Annotated in this window: 12 protein-coding genes; 6 read left to right on the forward strand and 6 right to left on the reverse strand. The window is 58.0% G+C overall.

All coding sequences use genetic code 11. The annotated features are described in order from the left end of the window. Positions 1-57 precede the first annotated feature (57 nt). Positions 58-1083 carry a threonine aldolase family protein gene (locus AC3B5A_RS00755; protein ID WP_489798054.1) on the reverse strand — a complete coding sequence of 342 codons (1026 nt, stop codon included), beginning with the start codon at positions 1081-1083 and terminating at the stop codon, positions 58-60. 144 nt (positions 1084-1227) lie between these two features. Further along, positions 1228-1527, reverse strand: a complete 300-nt coding sequence (locus tag AC3B5A_RS00760; protein WP_489798056.1) for a hypothetical protein — start codon at positions 1525-1527, stop codon at positions 1228-1230. A gap of 217 nt (positions 1528-1744) precedes the next feature. On the opposite strand from AC3B5A_RS00760, the gene AC3B5A_RS00765 reads away from it, so the two are divergent. Beyond that, a complete protein-coding gene (locus AC3B5A_RS00765; RefSeq protein ID WP_489798058.1) occupies positions 1745-1951 on the forward strand; it encodes a hypothetical protein in 207 nt (68 codons plus the stop codon). 321 nt (positions 1952-2272) lie between these two features. Here the strand turns inward: AC3B5A_RS00765 and glnA are convergent, their stop codons facing one another. The 4 genes from glnA to AC3B5A_RS00785 form a co-directional block, all read right to left on the reverse strand. Continuing rightward, the gene (gene glnA, locus AC3B5A_RS00770) at positions 2273-3709 is read right to left on the reverse strand and encodes a type I glutamate--ammonia ligase (RefSeq protein ID WP_489798059.1); all 1437 of its coding nucleotides are present in this window, start codon (positions 3707-3709) and stop codon (positions 2273-2275) included. 111 nt (positions 3710-3820) lie between these two features. Then, the gene (locus AC3B5A_RS00775; protein WP_489798061.1) at positions 3821-4615 is read right to left on the reverse strand and encodes a DUF4191 domain-containing protein; all 795 of its coding nucleotides are present in this window, start codon (positions 4613-4615) and stop codon (positions 3821-3823) included. Between the two features lie 82 nt (positions 4616-4697). Beyond that, the gene (locus AC3B5A_RS00780; protein WP_489798063.1) at positions 4698-6278 is read right to left on the reverse strand and encodes an FAD-dependent oxidoreductase; all 1581 of its coding nucleotides are present in this window, start codon (positions 6276-6278) and stop codon (positions 4698-4700) included. Positions 6279-6305: 27 nt separating this feature from the next. Next, the gene (locus AC3B5A_RS00785) at positions 6306-6920 is read right to left on the reverse strand and encodes a DUF3043 domain-containing protein (protein ID WP_489798065.1); all 615 of its coding nucleotides are present in this window, start codon (positions 6918-6920) and stop codon (positions 6306-6308) included. Between the two features lie 162 nt (positions 6921-7082). Here AC3B5A_RS00785 and AC3B5A_RS00790 point away from each other — a divergent pair, with 162 nt between their 5' ends. The 5 genes from AC3B5A_RS00790 to AC3B5A_RS00810 all read left to right on the forward strand — a co-directional run bounded on the left by AC3B5A_RS00790 (position 7083) and on the right by AC3B5A_RS00810 (position 14092). Next, positions 7083-8450, forward strand: coding sequence for a dipeptidase (locus AC3B5A_RS00790; protein ID WP_489798066.1), 1368 nt, complete (start codon positions 7083-7085; stop codon positions 8448-8450). A 272-nt stretch (positions 8451-8722) separates the two neighbouring features. Continuing rightward, a complete protein-coding gene (locus AC3B5A_RS00795) occupies positions 8723-9367 on the forward strand; it encodes an ECF transporter S component (protein ID WP_489798481.1) in 645 nt (214 codons plus the stop codon). Between the two features lie 62 nt (positions 9368-9429). After that, entirely contained in the window at positions 9430-11889 is a 2460-nt protein-coding gene (locus tag AC3B5A_RS00800; protein WP_489798068.1) for an ATP-binding cassette domain-containing protein, read from the forward strand. A 109-nt stretch (positions 11890-11998) separates the two neighbouring features. After that, a complete protein-coding gene (locus AC3B5A_RS00805; protein ID WP_489798069.1) occupies positions 11999-13171 on the forward strand; it encodes a hypothetical protein in 1173 nt (390 codons plus the stop codon). Between the two features lie 93 nt (positions 13172-13264). Next, the gene (locus AC3B5A_RS00810; RefSeq protein ID WP_489798071.1) at positions 13265-14092 is read left to right on the forward strand and encodes a hypothetical protein; all 828 of its coding nucleotides are present in this window, start codon (positions 13265-13267) and stop codon (positions 14090-14092) included. Positions 14093-14214 lie beyond the last annotated feature (122 nt).

A 14214-nucleotide genomic window follows, 5' to 3' on the forward strand; every position in this document is an offset into this window, starting at 1 on the left:
ATGGTCTCGAGCCGAAGCATGCGTATGCGTCTTTGTGGCGCAGTCAGTCATGCCTGGCTACAGCAGGTCGATAAGCTGATCCACGTGTTCGGCTGTGGTTGCCCAACTAGTGCAGATGCGCATAATGGTGTGCGTATCGCTGTATTTGGTGACAAAATCGAAGTTCACGTTGCGCGATAGACGTTCTATGGTTGGCTGATCCATAACTATGAAAGTCTGGTTCGTGTGGTTCTCGAAAACAATCTGATAGCCTTTGTTTCGCAATGCTTTGCGGATACGGTCGGCCTGTTCGTCAGCGTTCGCGGCGATGCGGGTGTACAGATCGTTGGTGAACAGTGTGTCAAACTGCAGTCCGAGCAGCCAACCCTTGGCAAGCAGCGCGCCATGCTGCTTGATTTGGGTGAGGAAATGGTTCGGGGTGTTGCCTTTGGTGAATACGACCGCCTCGCCGAACAATGCTCCTACTTTGGTGCCGCCGATGTAAAATACGTCCACGATGCTGGCGATATCTTCAAGACTGAGATTGTTGCCTTCTGCCGCTAATGCGTACCCCAAGCGCGCTCCGTCAAGAAAGAGCGGCATGTCGTATTTGTGGGCGACCTCCGCAATGGATTCAAGTTCGGCTTTGGTGTAGAGCGTGCCGTATTCGGTGGACTGAGAAACGTAGACGCAGCCGGGGAAGACCATATGGGTGTGGTTGCCGTCGGCGTAGAAATCGGCGCAGAACCGGTCGAGCTCGCGCGCATCCATCTTGCCTTCGTGGCTCGGCACTGTGAGCACCTTGTGACCAGAGAATTCGATGGCTCCGGCCTCGTGCACGTTGACATGTCCGCTGTCGGCCGCCACCACGCCGGCCCATGCGGGAGTGATGCAGTCGATGACGGTCTGGTTGGTCTGCGTGCCGCCCACCATGAACCATATGTCAGCGTCCGGGGCATTGCATGTTTTGCGAATCTTCGCTTTGGCTTCGTCACAGTAATGGTCGGAGCCGTAGCCGGGCAGCTGCTCGAAATTGGTCTCTTCGATGCGCTGTAAAATTGCCGGATGCGCGGCCTCGCAGTAGTCGTTGACGAAATTCAGCATGCTATAAGATCGCTCCTCTTGATGTCAGACCGGACAGCCTCAGTCTAACGCAGAGTCTGCGAACCTGGGCCACAAAATTGTTAGTTTCTTCCTGTTCTGCTGAGAATGCGAGCATTATTGCAGCCGCGGCTTCGAGTGCTCCAGCTATCTGGGGGCGGGATCGCCGTTCTCTAGTGCATTAAGCCGTAGCTCAAAAAAGTTGAGGAGAGAAATCGTGTCTAGGATATACTGCGTTTGAAGTCTTTTTAACTCTTCAGCATCCTGAGTATGGGATTGTTCCACAAAGTCCAGTATTGAGGAGACATAATTCTGTGTATATGGTGTTTGGGTATAGGCTGCTTGAAGAAACTGCAAGGCCTCTATGAATACTTCTTCCTGTGACATGGCCGAGTGCTGCTTTCTTGCTAAACCGTGTAGGTGGCGAAGAATACGAATCTTCGCCACCTACAACGGGAGAGTGTTCTATCTCAATCAGTTCCAAACTACCAGATAAGCTACCCCTGTAATTGCATTAGGGACGCAGTAAGCCGCTTTGGCATACCTGTATTGCTGTTTTCTTATTCGTTCGCATTCATTGTATGAATTGAGGACTCTTCTCACTTTACTGTAATCGAGGATTGGTCTTATGTAGCGAGGCCCGATTTGAGCGTCATTGCCTTGCATGGTGCTTATTGACAGAGAATATGAGGAAGTCTCAGCAACTTCGTTGTGTGATGGTGTTATGGTGCCAGCCATTGCTGAAGATGGAGTAGAAAGACATAGTACAGTAGCTATAGCTACGATGAATCCTGTTTTTTTCACTTCATTATCCTTAATTGGTTGTGAGTTAGATAGCCTAGCAAGAGTAAAGGTAAAACCGTTATCATGAAGGCTGCTATTAAGCATACCAGAAATTATTTATTTGCAAAGCATATAATGCTGGAATTATTCAAATATATGGTGTGCGTTATATGTTGTCTGGTTTTGGTACATCGGAAAGTTCAGTTCTCGCTGGGGACTCCGTTTTCTGATATAGATGCCGTCTTGCCGGTTGTGTGAAGACTCGTAAGACCTTTAAACAACGGCAAGCCTGTCACTCACGCCGTGCTTACTGCAACTAGCAATTTTTAATGCTGCAAAAATGAAAAGGCTGGTGCCTGCTGCAGAGCAGCAGGCACCAGCCAATATGCCGAAATGTGAAGCTTAAGCCTCAGCAGTTGAAGTAGAGCTGATACTCCAGCGGGGTGGGGGCCAGACGCTGCTGATCGATCTCTCCGCGCTTCAGGTCAATCCACGCCTGCAGCAGGTCGGGAGTGAACACATCGCCGGCGGTGAGGAAGTCGTTGTCTTCTTCCAACGCATCCAACGCCTCGCCGAGGGATGCCGGCACGTGCTTCATACCCTGCAGTTCTTCGGGCGGCAGCTCGTAGATGTCCTTGTCAACCGGAGCCGGCGGCTCGATGTGGTTGATCACACCGTCCAGGCCGGCCATGAGCTGAGCGGAGAAGGCCAGGTACGGGTTCGCCGAAGGATCGGGCACGCGGAACTCGATGCGCTTTGCCGAAGGCGAGGTACCGGCGAACGGGATACGGATGGCAGCCGAACGGTTGCGAGCGGAGTACACCAAGTTGGTGGGCGCTTCATATCCGGGCACCAGGCGCTTGTAGGAGTTGAGTGACGGATTGGTGAATGCAAGCACCGAGGAGGCGTGCTTGATGATGCCGCCAATGTACCAACGGGCAATGTCGGACAGTCCGCCGTAGCCGTTCTCGTCGTAGAACAGCGGCTTGCCGTCCTTCCACAAGGACTGGTGGCAGTGCATTCCGGTGCCGTTGTCTCCCGCGATGGGCTTGGGCATGAACGTGACGGCCTTGCCTGCCTCGGCGGCGGTCTCATGCACAATGTACTTGTACTTCATCAGGTCGTCGCCGGCGTGCAGCAGCGTGCTGAAACGGTAGTTGATCTCCTGCTGGCCTGCGCCGCCCACCTCGTGGTGAGAGCGTTCCAGCGTCATGCCTGCCTGCTGCAGGTTGGCGACCATGTCGTCGCGCAGATCCTGGTTGTGGTCCTGCGGGGCAGGGGGGAAGTATCCGCCCTTGACCGTGTTCTTGAACCCGATGTTCGGCGTACCGTCGGTTTCGGTTTCGCGGCCGGTGTTCCACGGGGCTTCGTTGGATTCAATCTGGTAGAAGGAACGGCCCATGGAGTTCTCGTAGCGCACCGAGTCGAAGATGAAAAACTCGGGTTCCGGAGCGAAGCAGGCGGTGTCTGCCACACCAGAGGCCTTGAGATAGGCTTCGGCCTTGGCTGCCACCTGGCGCGGGTCGCGCGAGTAGGGTTCCATGGTTACGGGGGTCACCACGGAATGGGTGACGACGATGGTCTTGTGCTTGCGGAACGGATCGACATAAGCGGTGGAGACGTCCGGCACGAGCTTCATGTCGGAGTCGTCGATGGACTGGAACCCGCGGATGGAGGATCCGTCGAAGGGCTCGCCGTCGGTGAATGCGTTCTCCAGGAACTCGCTTGCGGGAACGGTGAAGTGCTGCTGGCTGCCGACCAGATCGGTAAACCGTACCGAAATGTATTCTGCCCCTTCGGCATTGACGAGGGCCTCGAGATCTTCCTTGGTTTCAAGTGCAGTCAATGGACCGCTCCTTTCCTTGGGTGAGTGAACCAATTACCTACCAGTGTAAAGCGTGGCGTTTCGGCGCTTTGTTCCTCATGTTACGAACGTGTTTCGTAAGTGTGCGCCGATTTACTTGCCACGCATGGCCCGCCGGCTCATATGCTGCGGATGGGTGGGGTCGATGCCCTTGGGAATGCCCAGGCCCTGCTTGCGCTGCAGAGTGCGCAGGCGCTCGTTGAGCACGTTGAGTTCCTCACGTGTGAGCAGGAAACGGCTGGTGGGATGCAGTTTACGCATGATGGCGCTCTTGTGGCCGCTGGGCACGCGCGTCTTGGATTTGAGCACCACTCGCCGTAGGTTCTTGAGTCGTACCTGGCCTTCACCGGTACCGACAATGATGCGGTAGACAGGAATTGAAGAGCCGGCGGTCACGCCTTTGATGGCGTGCTCCTGACGATCGAGTTCCCGCCGGACGCTGCCGGATTCACCTTCGGCCAGCAGATAGATACCGTTGTACCCAGTGCCGCGCCAGATTGAATCTTTGGTTTTGCGGTCAATCCACACCGGCTGCTCGGGGAAGCTGTACCCGGCCTTGTTGATGTTGCCAAGCACGGCGACAGCTGCACCGGGCTGTCCCTCAAGCCTTACATATCCGACCTTGTCGGCACGGCGTGTGAGCGTCATGGTGGCAAAGAGCATGCCCAGCATCACTGCCATGATAATCATAAGAACCCAAGTGAGCCAGCCCCAGTGCAGAAGCAGTCCCGCAACGACAATCACAATCAGCGGCGCGACGAATACCGCTGCCAGCAGCCATGGCAGAGCCTTGTCATCGGCATGCGTATATTGGTAGATTTGCGTGATCTGCCTGATGATCTTGGGGCCTTTGTCCTTCTTCTCGGTTGGCTTCTTCTCTTTAGCCATCAACTTCCTCACTTCGTGGGTGTTACTCGTACGTGCGATGCCCTCATCCTACCAGCAGCGCAGACTGTAGGGGTTTGAACTGCTAACGGGTGTGTAGCGGTCTGCCATCGGCTCTCAGCAGCGTTTCCCCAAGCATTTCACTGAACGTGGGATGCGGGTGGATCAGTCTTGCAGCTTGGCTCACCGGTATGCGGTTGCCCACCAGCTGCTCGGCTTCGGCTATCAGATCCGAAGCTCCGGGCGCTACCATGTGCACTCCCAACACCACTGGGACATCTGGCATTTCGGGGAGCGCGCCGGAAATCAGCGCCATGGATCCAGCAGCGTCGCTCATGCGCATGCGAGCGTTGCCCATCACCGGGTATACCGTCTCTCTGGCATCAACGAAACCGTTTCTTTCGGCATCGTCCAGTGTCAGTCCCACACTTGCCGCTTCCGGAGCACTGAACACCACTTGCGGCACGGTGCGGTCGTCGAGGGGTTTGGGGCAGAGACCTGCGATGGTTTCGGCGACGATGATGCCTTGCTCATAGGCACGGTAGGCGAGTGAAGGGCCACTGGTAATATCTCCCACCGCCCAAACGTGCGGTGCGTTGGTGCGCCCGAGTTCGTCGGTAATCACGGTGCCGTCCTCGTTACGGGTAACACCGGCTTGGTTAAGCCACTCCATACCGGTTACGGGGGTGCGGCCGATGGCCACAAGCGCGGTCTGCGCACGCAGCTCAAGCTCGGAAGACTCGTCGGTTTCGCGGCTGCTGCGGTAGTGTATGACGGCCTCACCGCTGGAATCGTCCGTAGAGGCGGATGTTACGGCAGTGTGGGGGAGGACGGTTATTCCTGACTTGCTCAAAGCACGGGTCAGCGTAAGCGAGGTACGTCGGTGCCAACCTGACAGCACACGCTCGCCGCGAATGAGCATGGTGACGTCCACACCGGCCTGGTTCCACATCGAAGCGAACTCGACCGCTACCGCACCCGAGCCGATGACGATGGCGCTGCTGGGGAAGGGAATCGCGTTGAGTGCCTGCGTCGAGTCGATGACGGCGCCGCCGAAGGGAGCCGCTGGAAACGGTTGGGGGCGCGAACCGGTGGCAAGCACGATATCGGAAGCATGCAACTCCAGCGTGTGCCGCGCTCCAGATGTCGCATATTTTCCGTCGGAGATATTGCCGCTTGTGCTGTCTGCACTGTTTGCATTGATTGTCGTGTCGTTTACGCTACTGACGCCAACCTGCCCCTGCTTGTCGGCCGTCTCCTCGCCTTGCTGTACCAGCACCACACCCGTCTCGGCAATGCTTGCTACGCCGTGTACGACGGTTACGTTGCGTGCAGACAGTAAGGATTGCACGCCTTGCGTCATCAAAGAGACCATCTCTTGTTGGTAGGCACGAAGTCGGTCTGCGTCGACTTTCTCCAATGTGGCGTGGATGCCCATGCGTTCGCTGTCGCGTATCGCTGTCATAGCATGAGTGGCGGTGATGAGTGCCTTGGAGGGAATGCAACCGCGGTTCAGACATACTCCTCCCAACGCGCGATCACGCTCGACCAAGGCGACGGAGAGCCCCAACTCGCTGGCGCGCAGGGCGGTGGCGTAGCCTCCCGGGCCGCCGCCGATTACCACAATGTCGAACGTACGATCACTGGTGTGATCCGGTGCTGTCATAGTGCCTCCACAAGTTGGCGCGGCGGGTTACTTGGGCCAGTTGCCGCGCTTCTTCGAGGTGGGCTTGGGAATGCGCCAGCGGCGCAGCTGAATGGCACGACTCCACGCATAGCTGCACGAACGCATACCTTTGGCCACGGAACGCTCGCCGTACTTGGCGATGAGTTTCTTCTTCAAACCGTGCCACATGATGAAAATATCGACAATGCCGACCAAGATGTATACGTAGAGTGCCATTACAATGCCGTAGGAAAGCGCCGTGGACTTGGCCATGGCGATCCAGCTGAGGATCAGGGCGACAAACATCACCGGAATGAAGAACTCGCCGATGTTGAACCGGGCGTCAACATAATCGCGAATATAGATACGCCACGGGAGGCGTTCGCTGCGCGGCATCTTCGAGACATCACCGGTGCGCATGGCCTCATATTCGGCGTCCTCGCGAGCCCTGACGCGTGCCTTCTCGGCCTTGGAGTCGGCTTTGCGATCCTTGGGAACCAGAGGGTGCAGGTTCTTGGCCTGCGCGTCGCGGCGCTTGGGTGTGGGTTTACCTTTGCTTGTGCTGCGCGTGGTGGTGTTCTCGCTTGCTTGCACGCCTTCCTCGGCGGCCTCGTTCTTCTTGGCGAATGGGTTCCATGTCATGCTTGCAGGTTACGGTGACGCCTAGACGCGAGTAGGTGGTTTGACCGCCTGACGACTGGGTTTTGACGCTACGCAAATGTCTTGCTCAGCTTGCGTGCCTGCGGCAGATGCCGTACACGCGGCTCGCATTCGCTTTCGACAGTGAGGAATGAGGAATACAGTATGAGCACATTGAGTACACAGACGGTGCAATCCAGGGTAGCTTCTGATTTCGAACGGGTGGTGGACATGCTGAGCCGAAAAGTGGCGATGCAATCCGTGTCCGCCAACGGCATTACCGCCGAGCATATGCGTCGTTCTGCGCAATTTGTGGCTGATGAACTGAAACTGGTGGGTGTGGATGCCAAGGTGATTCAGTCTCAGAACCCCGACGGTACGCCGGGCGCGTTCGAGGTGGTCGGTTCCAAGCTCGTCGACCCGCAAGCGCCCACCGTGCTGCTGTATGCCCACCACGATGTGCAGCCCGTGCCCGATGCCAGTGCGTGGGACACCGATCCGTTCACCGCCACTGAGGTGGATGGCAGGCTCTATGGCCGCGGCTCGGCGGATGACGGTGGCGGCATTGCCATTCACTCCGGCGCGCTCAAAGCGTTGGGAGATGACCTGGGTGTCAATATCAAAGTGTTCATCGAAGGTGAGGAGGAGATGGGGTCGCCGAGCTTCATTCCCTTCATTGAGGCCCATCGTGACGAGTTTGATTCCGACGTCATCATCGTCGCTGATTCGGGCAACTGGTCAACTGAGATCCCCAGCCTCACCACCAGCCTGCGTGGCAACACCGATTTGGATGTGCGCGTGCGTGTGCTGGGGCATCCGGTGCATTCCGGCCAGTTCGGCGGCCCGATCCTCGACTCCAACACCTTGGCGTCCATGCTGATAGCTTCCATGTACGACCAGGACGGATCTCTGGTTATCGACGGGCTGGAAGGCGGGGACCCGGTCGGCGGACTGCAACGTGACCTCGAGGAGTCCAGCGTGCGTGCCGATGCCGCTGTGGTGGACTCCTACCGTTTGGCCGGAACAGGTTCGTTGGCTTCCCGTCTGTGGACCAAGCCCAGCGTTTCGGTGATCGGGTTCGACGCCCACCCGGTGGATGGTTCGTTCAATGTGATCGCCGATCAGACCCGCTTCCGTCTCTCCGTGCGCACGGCTCCCTCACAGCGACCCGAAGAAGCCCAAGAGGCCGTCTCTCGCTTCCTGAAGGAGCATGCACCCTTCGGTGCCGAAGTGGAAGTCACCCTGTTGGACGCCGGCATGGGCTGGAGCATGGATCCTCAGGCGCAAGCCACTCAGGACGCGCTCGAAGCAATGCGTGAGGCGTTCGGTACCGAGCCGGTCAACAAAGGTGAAGGCGGGTCGATTCCCTTCATTCCCGAGCTGCAGCGGTTGTTCCCCGCAGCGCAGGTGCTCGTCACCGGTCCGGAAGATCCGAAAGCCAATGCCCACAGCCCCAATGAGTCCATCAGTCTGCCGGCGTTGGAGCGCAACATTGTTACCGAGGCGCTGATTCTGGACAAGCTCTCCTGCTGAACGTAAATCGGCTTTCCGCAATGCTGTACGGCATCGGCCCCTGTCAATCCGGCCCTTGCCGTACAGTGGGCGGTGACACGGGGGCTGCGCAGCACGATTACTCATTGAGTCTTTCTGTAGGATGGATGCTGTGATGCGCGGCTGAGATGAGGGTTACCTCGACCGAATGAACGTGAGTCCGGATAATGCCGGCGCACGGACGTCTCTTTTCCCGTGCCTTGGGTGCGCTGAAATACAGCAACCCCGGGAAGGCACACATCATGTCATCATCTATGTCGGATTCATCCGAAGCAACTGCAATGGTTTCTCCTGCTACGGCTCCCGCGAGTCTGCGCTGGCGCGTAGTCGATATCTCCGTGGCTTCGGTCGTAGGAGTGGTCAGCTCGCTCATCTACTGGGCTGCGGCTCTGCTATATAGTCCGGTTGCTGCACCGTTGACCGCTTTGGTGCCCGGGCTCGACGGGTTCATGAACGGTTTCTGGCTGTTCGCCGGCCCTCTGGCGCTCGTCATCGTACGCAAACCAGGTGCTGGTCTCTACGCTGAGATCGTGGCGGCTGTGCTCGAAGCGTTCTTCGGCAACGTGTGGGGAGGACTGGGGACCGTGGCCATAGCCTTGGCGCAAGGAATAGGCGCGGAACTCGTGTTTGCACTGACTCGTTACCGGGTTTGGAATGTGGCGCTCACCACCCTGTCCGGGGCGGTGTCGGGACTGGCTTGCTGGCTGTACGTGTTCTTTACCCACATGCAAGGCTTCTCCATCACTGGTTCCTACGGTATCTGGAACTTGGTTTCCACGCTTATTGCCGGCGCATTGATCGCAGGCACGCTCATGTGGTATCTCTATCGCGCCATCGCTGCCACCGGGGCGCTCGACAAGTTCGCGTCCGGTCGTGCAGTGCACAACGTGAACGCATAAGATACGGCAACGCGGGAGAACGGTGAGGTGAAGAAGGCAGCGGAGCATATGGGGAGAATCGCATGAACACGAGCGTGGAACCGGAACAATCGGCCGGTGCAGGCACAGCGCGGTCTGGGGCGCGGCCGGGTGCGTCCATACGCTTCGAGAACTGGGGGTATCGGCATGCCTCGAGAAGCAGGTTCTCGCTCCAAGGTCTGAACCTCACCATCTCCGCCGGTGAACGGGTGCTGCTGCTGGGAGCTTCCGGCATCGGAAAATCGACGATGCTGGAAGCTGTGGCAGGACTGCTCGGAGCCGGGGCCGTCAACGGTGAGGAAGACAGCGAAGGGGGCATCTCGCAAGGCGCAGTACTGGTGGACGGAGTACCTGCAGTGCAGGCACGAGGTGCGGTAGGACTGGTGTTGCAAGACCCCGAGGCACAGGCTGTTTTCGAACGCATCGGTGACAACGTGGCCTTCGGACCGGAGAACATGGGTGTGCCGCGCGACGAGATTTGGGAACGAGTACGTCGTAGTATGGCGGACACCGGGCTCGAAGGCCTGCAACTGCATCGCTCATCAGCACATTTGAGTGGCGGTCAGATGCAGAGGCTGGCGCTGGCCGGTGTGCTGGCCATGCACCCGCGTGCCTTACTGTTGGACGAACCGACCGCCAACCTTGATCCCGCAGGCGTGGAACAGACTGTGCAATCAGTCGCTCGAGTGTTGGAAACCACCGGTGCCACAATGGTGCTGGTGGAACATCGCGTCGACCCGTGGATAGACACAGTGAACCGTGTGGTGGTGCTGGGCAAGGAGCATGACCAAGAACAGGGTTCCCGCGCAGTGGTGCTGGCGGACGGCACCCCCCAGGAGGTGTTCACGCGCAAGGACGTGGACTTTGCATCATTGGGCATCTGGGTGCCGCAGCGTTGGCGCAGACCCGAAGACGAGGTGAAACGCATACATGTGGAGGGTGAACCCGGCACTGATCCGGCTCAAGGCAGCGGCGATGTGGTGCTGAGTACCCACGACTTGGCAGTGGGACGCAACGGCAACGCCATCGCCAGCCATATCAACCTAGAGTTCTCCACTGGGCAGATCACTGCCATCGTGGGCCATAATGGTGCCGGCAAATCAACGCTTGCACTCACACTGGCCGGGCTGCTTGAACCAGTGGACGGCACTGTCGAAGCCTCACCTTCCCTGCAAGCCGGAACGGCAAGCGCACAACCGTATCAATGGTCATCGGCACAGCTGGCGGCGCGCATCTCCTACGTATTCCAAAATCCCGAACACCAATTCGCCACCGGCAGCGTGCTCGAAGAAGTCAAGCTTGGCCCTGTTCGCACCGGCGTTGAGCCAGATCATGCAACAGCGCTCGCAGAAGGTCTGCTGGAACGCTTCGGTCTGTCCGCACACGCCAATGCCAACCCCTACACGCTTTCCGGTGGTGAAAAACGCCGTCTCACGGTAGCCTCCGCTTTGGCGGCAGCTCCGAAAGTGGTGATTTTGGACGAACCGACCTTCGGGCAGGATCGGGTTACCTGGATGCGCATAGCCGAACTCATCCAATCGTTGCGTGCCGACGGTGTGAGTATCATCGTCATCACGCATGACCGTGATTTGGTCACGGCGCTGGGGGCGCGCGTCGTAGAACTGGCCAGTGCGCCCGCATCGCACGCACCTGCACAAGCAGTACACGAGACAGCGATTCCCTCCGATGAACAGGTGACAGTCAGCTCCGTCAACGACCGGAGCGAGGAGGAAAAGCCGTCCAGTCGTTCACGGTTTCTTGCCTCCCTCAACCCGGCTTGGCGCATGATAGGCGGGTTCCTGGTCTCTCTGCCCATGTTGCTCAGCCTCGACTGGGTATCGGCTCTGGTGGCGCTCGGGTTGGAGTTCGTGGCGTTGTTGGCCATGGGATTTAAACCTTGGACCGTGGTACGCCACACATGGCCCGTGTTCATCGGAGCCCCTGGATCGGCACTCGCAGTGCTGCTATACGGCAAAGAAGGAGGGGCACTGTGGTGGCACTGGGGCATGATCAACATCACCGAACGCTCTGCCACGCTGGCGCTGGCCACCGGTCTGCGAGTGCTGGCGATTGGTGTACCGGCGGTTATCGCCATGCTCGGCATTGACGCCACCGACTTGGCGGATTCGCTCAGTCAAGTGCTGCATCTGCCGGATCGATTCGTCTACGGTGGGCTGGCAGGCATGCGCATGTTCTCCGTGCTGCGCGACGACTGGGCTGCGCTTACCGCGTCGCGGCGCTCGCGGGGATTGGGCGACGACAATAAAATCAAAGCGTTTTTCCCTCAGGCATTTGCACTCATCGTGCTTTCCATCAGGCGTTCCACTACGCTGTCGGTGGCTATGGAGGCTCGTGGATTTGGTGGTGAAACGATTCGTACCCATGCCCGGGTCAGCCAGGTGCATAGACGAGACCATATGTTTGCTCTCGGGTGTTTCGCTGTTCCGGTGGTGGCGCTGCTTGCGGCTTGGGCGGCAGGCACCTTCGTTTTCTTTGGAGGGTGATGCGCGCATGCGGGCTGTCTGTGATGTATACCGGCGAATATTATGCGACTCTGACCTTGCCTTCGTCTAAGATTGCCAATGTATATGCCATCAATGAGGGGAAGAGAAAATGTCCGAGACGGATATGCCGCAGTCAAGCAATATTGACGGGCCCTCACTGTACCCCAACGGTGAGCTGCCCGCAGAGGCGCCGCTCAATCCTGTCGTAGAGGCCGAATTGCAAGCCATGGTGCAGCGTGCTGCCGCAGAACGTGCTGAAGACAAGCGGCGTAAACAGGCGTCGTTGGGATTGCCTGCCGCCATGGTTCCTTCGGCGCAGAACGCGCCACAGACTCAACCCTATGCTATGGAAACGCCCTATGGCAACACTGCAAATCCCGTTCAGCCATCTTATACAGGCCAGACCTCGGCGCCTGTAGCGAATCCTGTGACGGTGCCGCTCGGAACCGGCGCGGTGAAACCTGCTCCTGCGACCACCCCCAGTGTCGTCTCTCCATATCCCTCCGAGCCAGTGCCAACAGCATCGGGCGCGGCTACGGCGAGTGCCGTTCCGCCATCGAGCATGTCAACTGGTGCAGTACGGCACAATGATCCGGAACATGAGCGTTCGAGCCAGTTGAAGCACAGACAAGGACGTAAGCACACCAAGGCTGACCAACGGTCCAAGAACACCCCGAGCGCAGCGAATCCAGCGGGGAATGACAGTCGTCGTGCTGTACGGCGGCAACCAAATGCCGCAGGTGACCGGAGTGCTGTACAAACGGCAAAACCGCGCAGGTGGAAAGTGGTACTGGTGCTGGCCCTGGTGCTCGCCATCGGTTTTGGTATCGGCTCATGCGCTGGCAGCAGTCACCCCAAGAAGTCGCAGGAATACAAAGATCTGAACGCGCAATATATGAAAACCGAGCGTGAACTGCAAAATTCGCGGGATAGTCTGGCCAGCATGCAAGCGCAGCTTGCGAACTTGAGCAAGCAGGCGCAACAGCAATCCGCGCAAACACCGCAGCAGGGCGATCAGAGCCAAAATCCGCAACCGGCCCAGCCTCAGGCACAGAACGAGCCTCAGCAGCCGCAGACTCCGACTCAGGAGCAGGGGGCAGGGGCGCAGTCGCAGCAATCTTCTCCAAGTGCGACGGCACCTCAGGTGCGCAGCAACGATTCTGCCGCAGTGCCGGCACCGCAAGCGTCCATTGCTCCGCAATCCGGGCAGGCGTGCACTTCTGAGGGCAAGACGTCCGCCGATGGCAAGTTATTGTGCATGTCGGGACATTGGCAAGGCTGAAATTCCGGTATTCGCTAAACGCGGAGCATCCTGGCGAGGTATCATAAAAGTGTGACTTAGGTTACATTATGATATGCACGCGAGGAGGCAATCATGGCCAGCGACAAGTCCCAAGAGATTATGGACATGGAAGAGGCTGACAAAGCCTATAACGACGCCCAGTCGGAATATGAGGAGGCTACGTCTTCGGCGAAGTCGACGCTGAAAAAAGCGCAGAAGACCTATCGCAAGGACATCAAATCGGCCGAGAAGGCGCTTGAAGATGAGAAAGATCGCATCGGAAAGCCATTGGCTTCATTCGGTGGGTCAAAACTGTATTGGGATCATATTGAGCAGGGTAAGACTTCGCTGGCTCTGGAAGAAGGCATGACCATCGAAGTCAACGCTGCCGGCAGCACCTATACGGTGGTCGCCGATCCCGATGGCATTAGCACCAAGTCTTCCGGTGATATCGAGCAGGATGGCGGCACACGGGATGCCAGTGGGACGGGCGCCGCCGAAAGTCGGAACCTGTTCATTTCGTTGAAAACGTCGAGCAATGTGATGATGTTGCAGTGCAATCCCGATAAGGCCAAAGAGGCAAGGGACTATGCAGATGCCATAGGCGAAGCAGCTGCGAATGTGACTCGTCAGGCCGATAAGAACCAGCGGAGATTGAACGAGGCGAATGAGGAAATTGCTCGAAGCAGAGGTAACACCGCCGGTGTGCAGGATGCCAAGCGAGCCTTGGATGAGAGTACGTCCGACAAGGATGATGTGAACGAAGCCAAGCGTAATCTCAAGCAGGCCATCGACCAGGTGCCGCAAGACGAGCTTGATGGCTACCGTAAGACTAAGCGGCGGCGCAAGTTGCTATTGGTGCTGCTGGGTGTTGTGGTGGTACTGGTTGTGGCGGTGGTGCTGTACATTCTGCTCACCTGACGCGGTGGTGCTGAACGGTCTCCCATGTGCAGTTTGGGTATGGCGCTTGCCGTGCGCTGTGCGCTGTACGTCTGACTGTGATGGCGGACTGTGATGGCAGGCTACCATAGATTTGGCCGGTG

The sequence above is a fragment of the Bifidobacterium sp. ESL1133 genome (assembly GCF_058107325.1).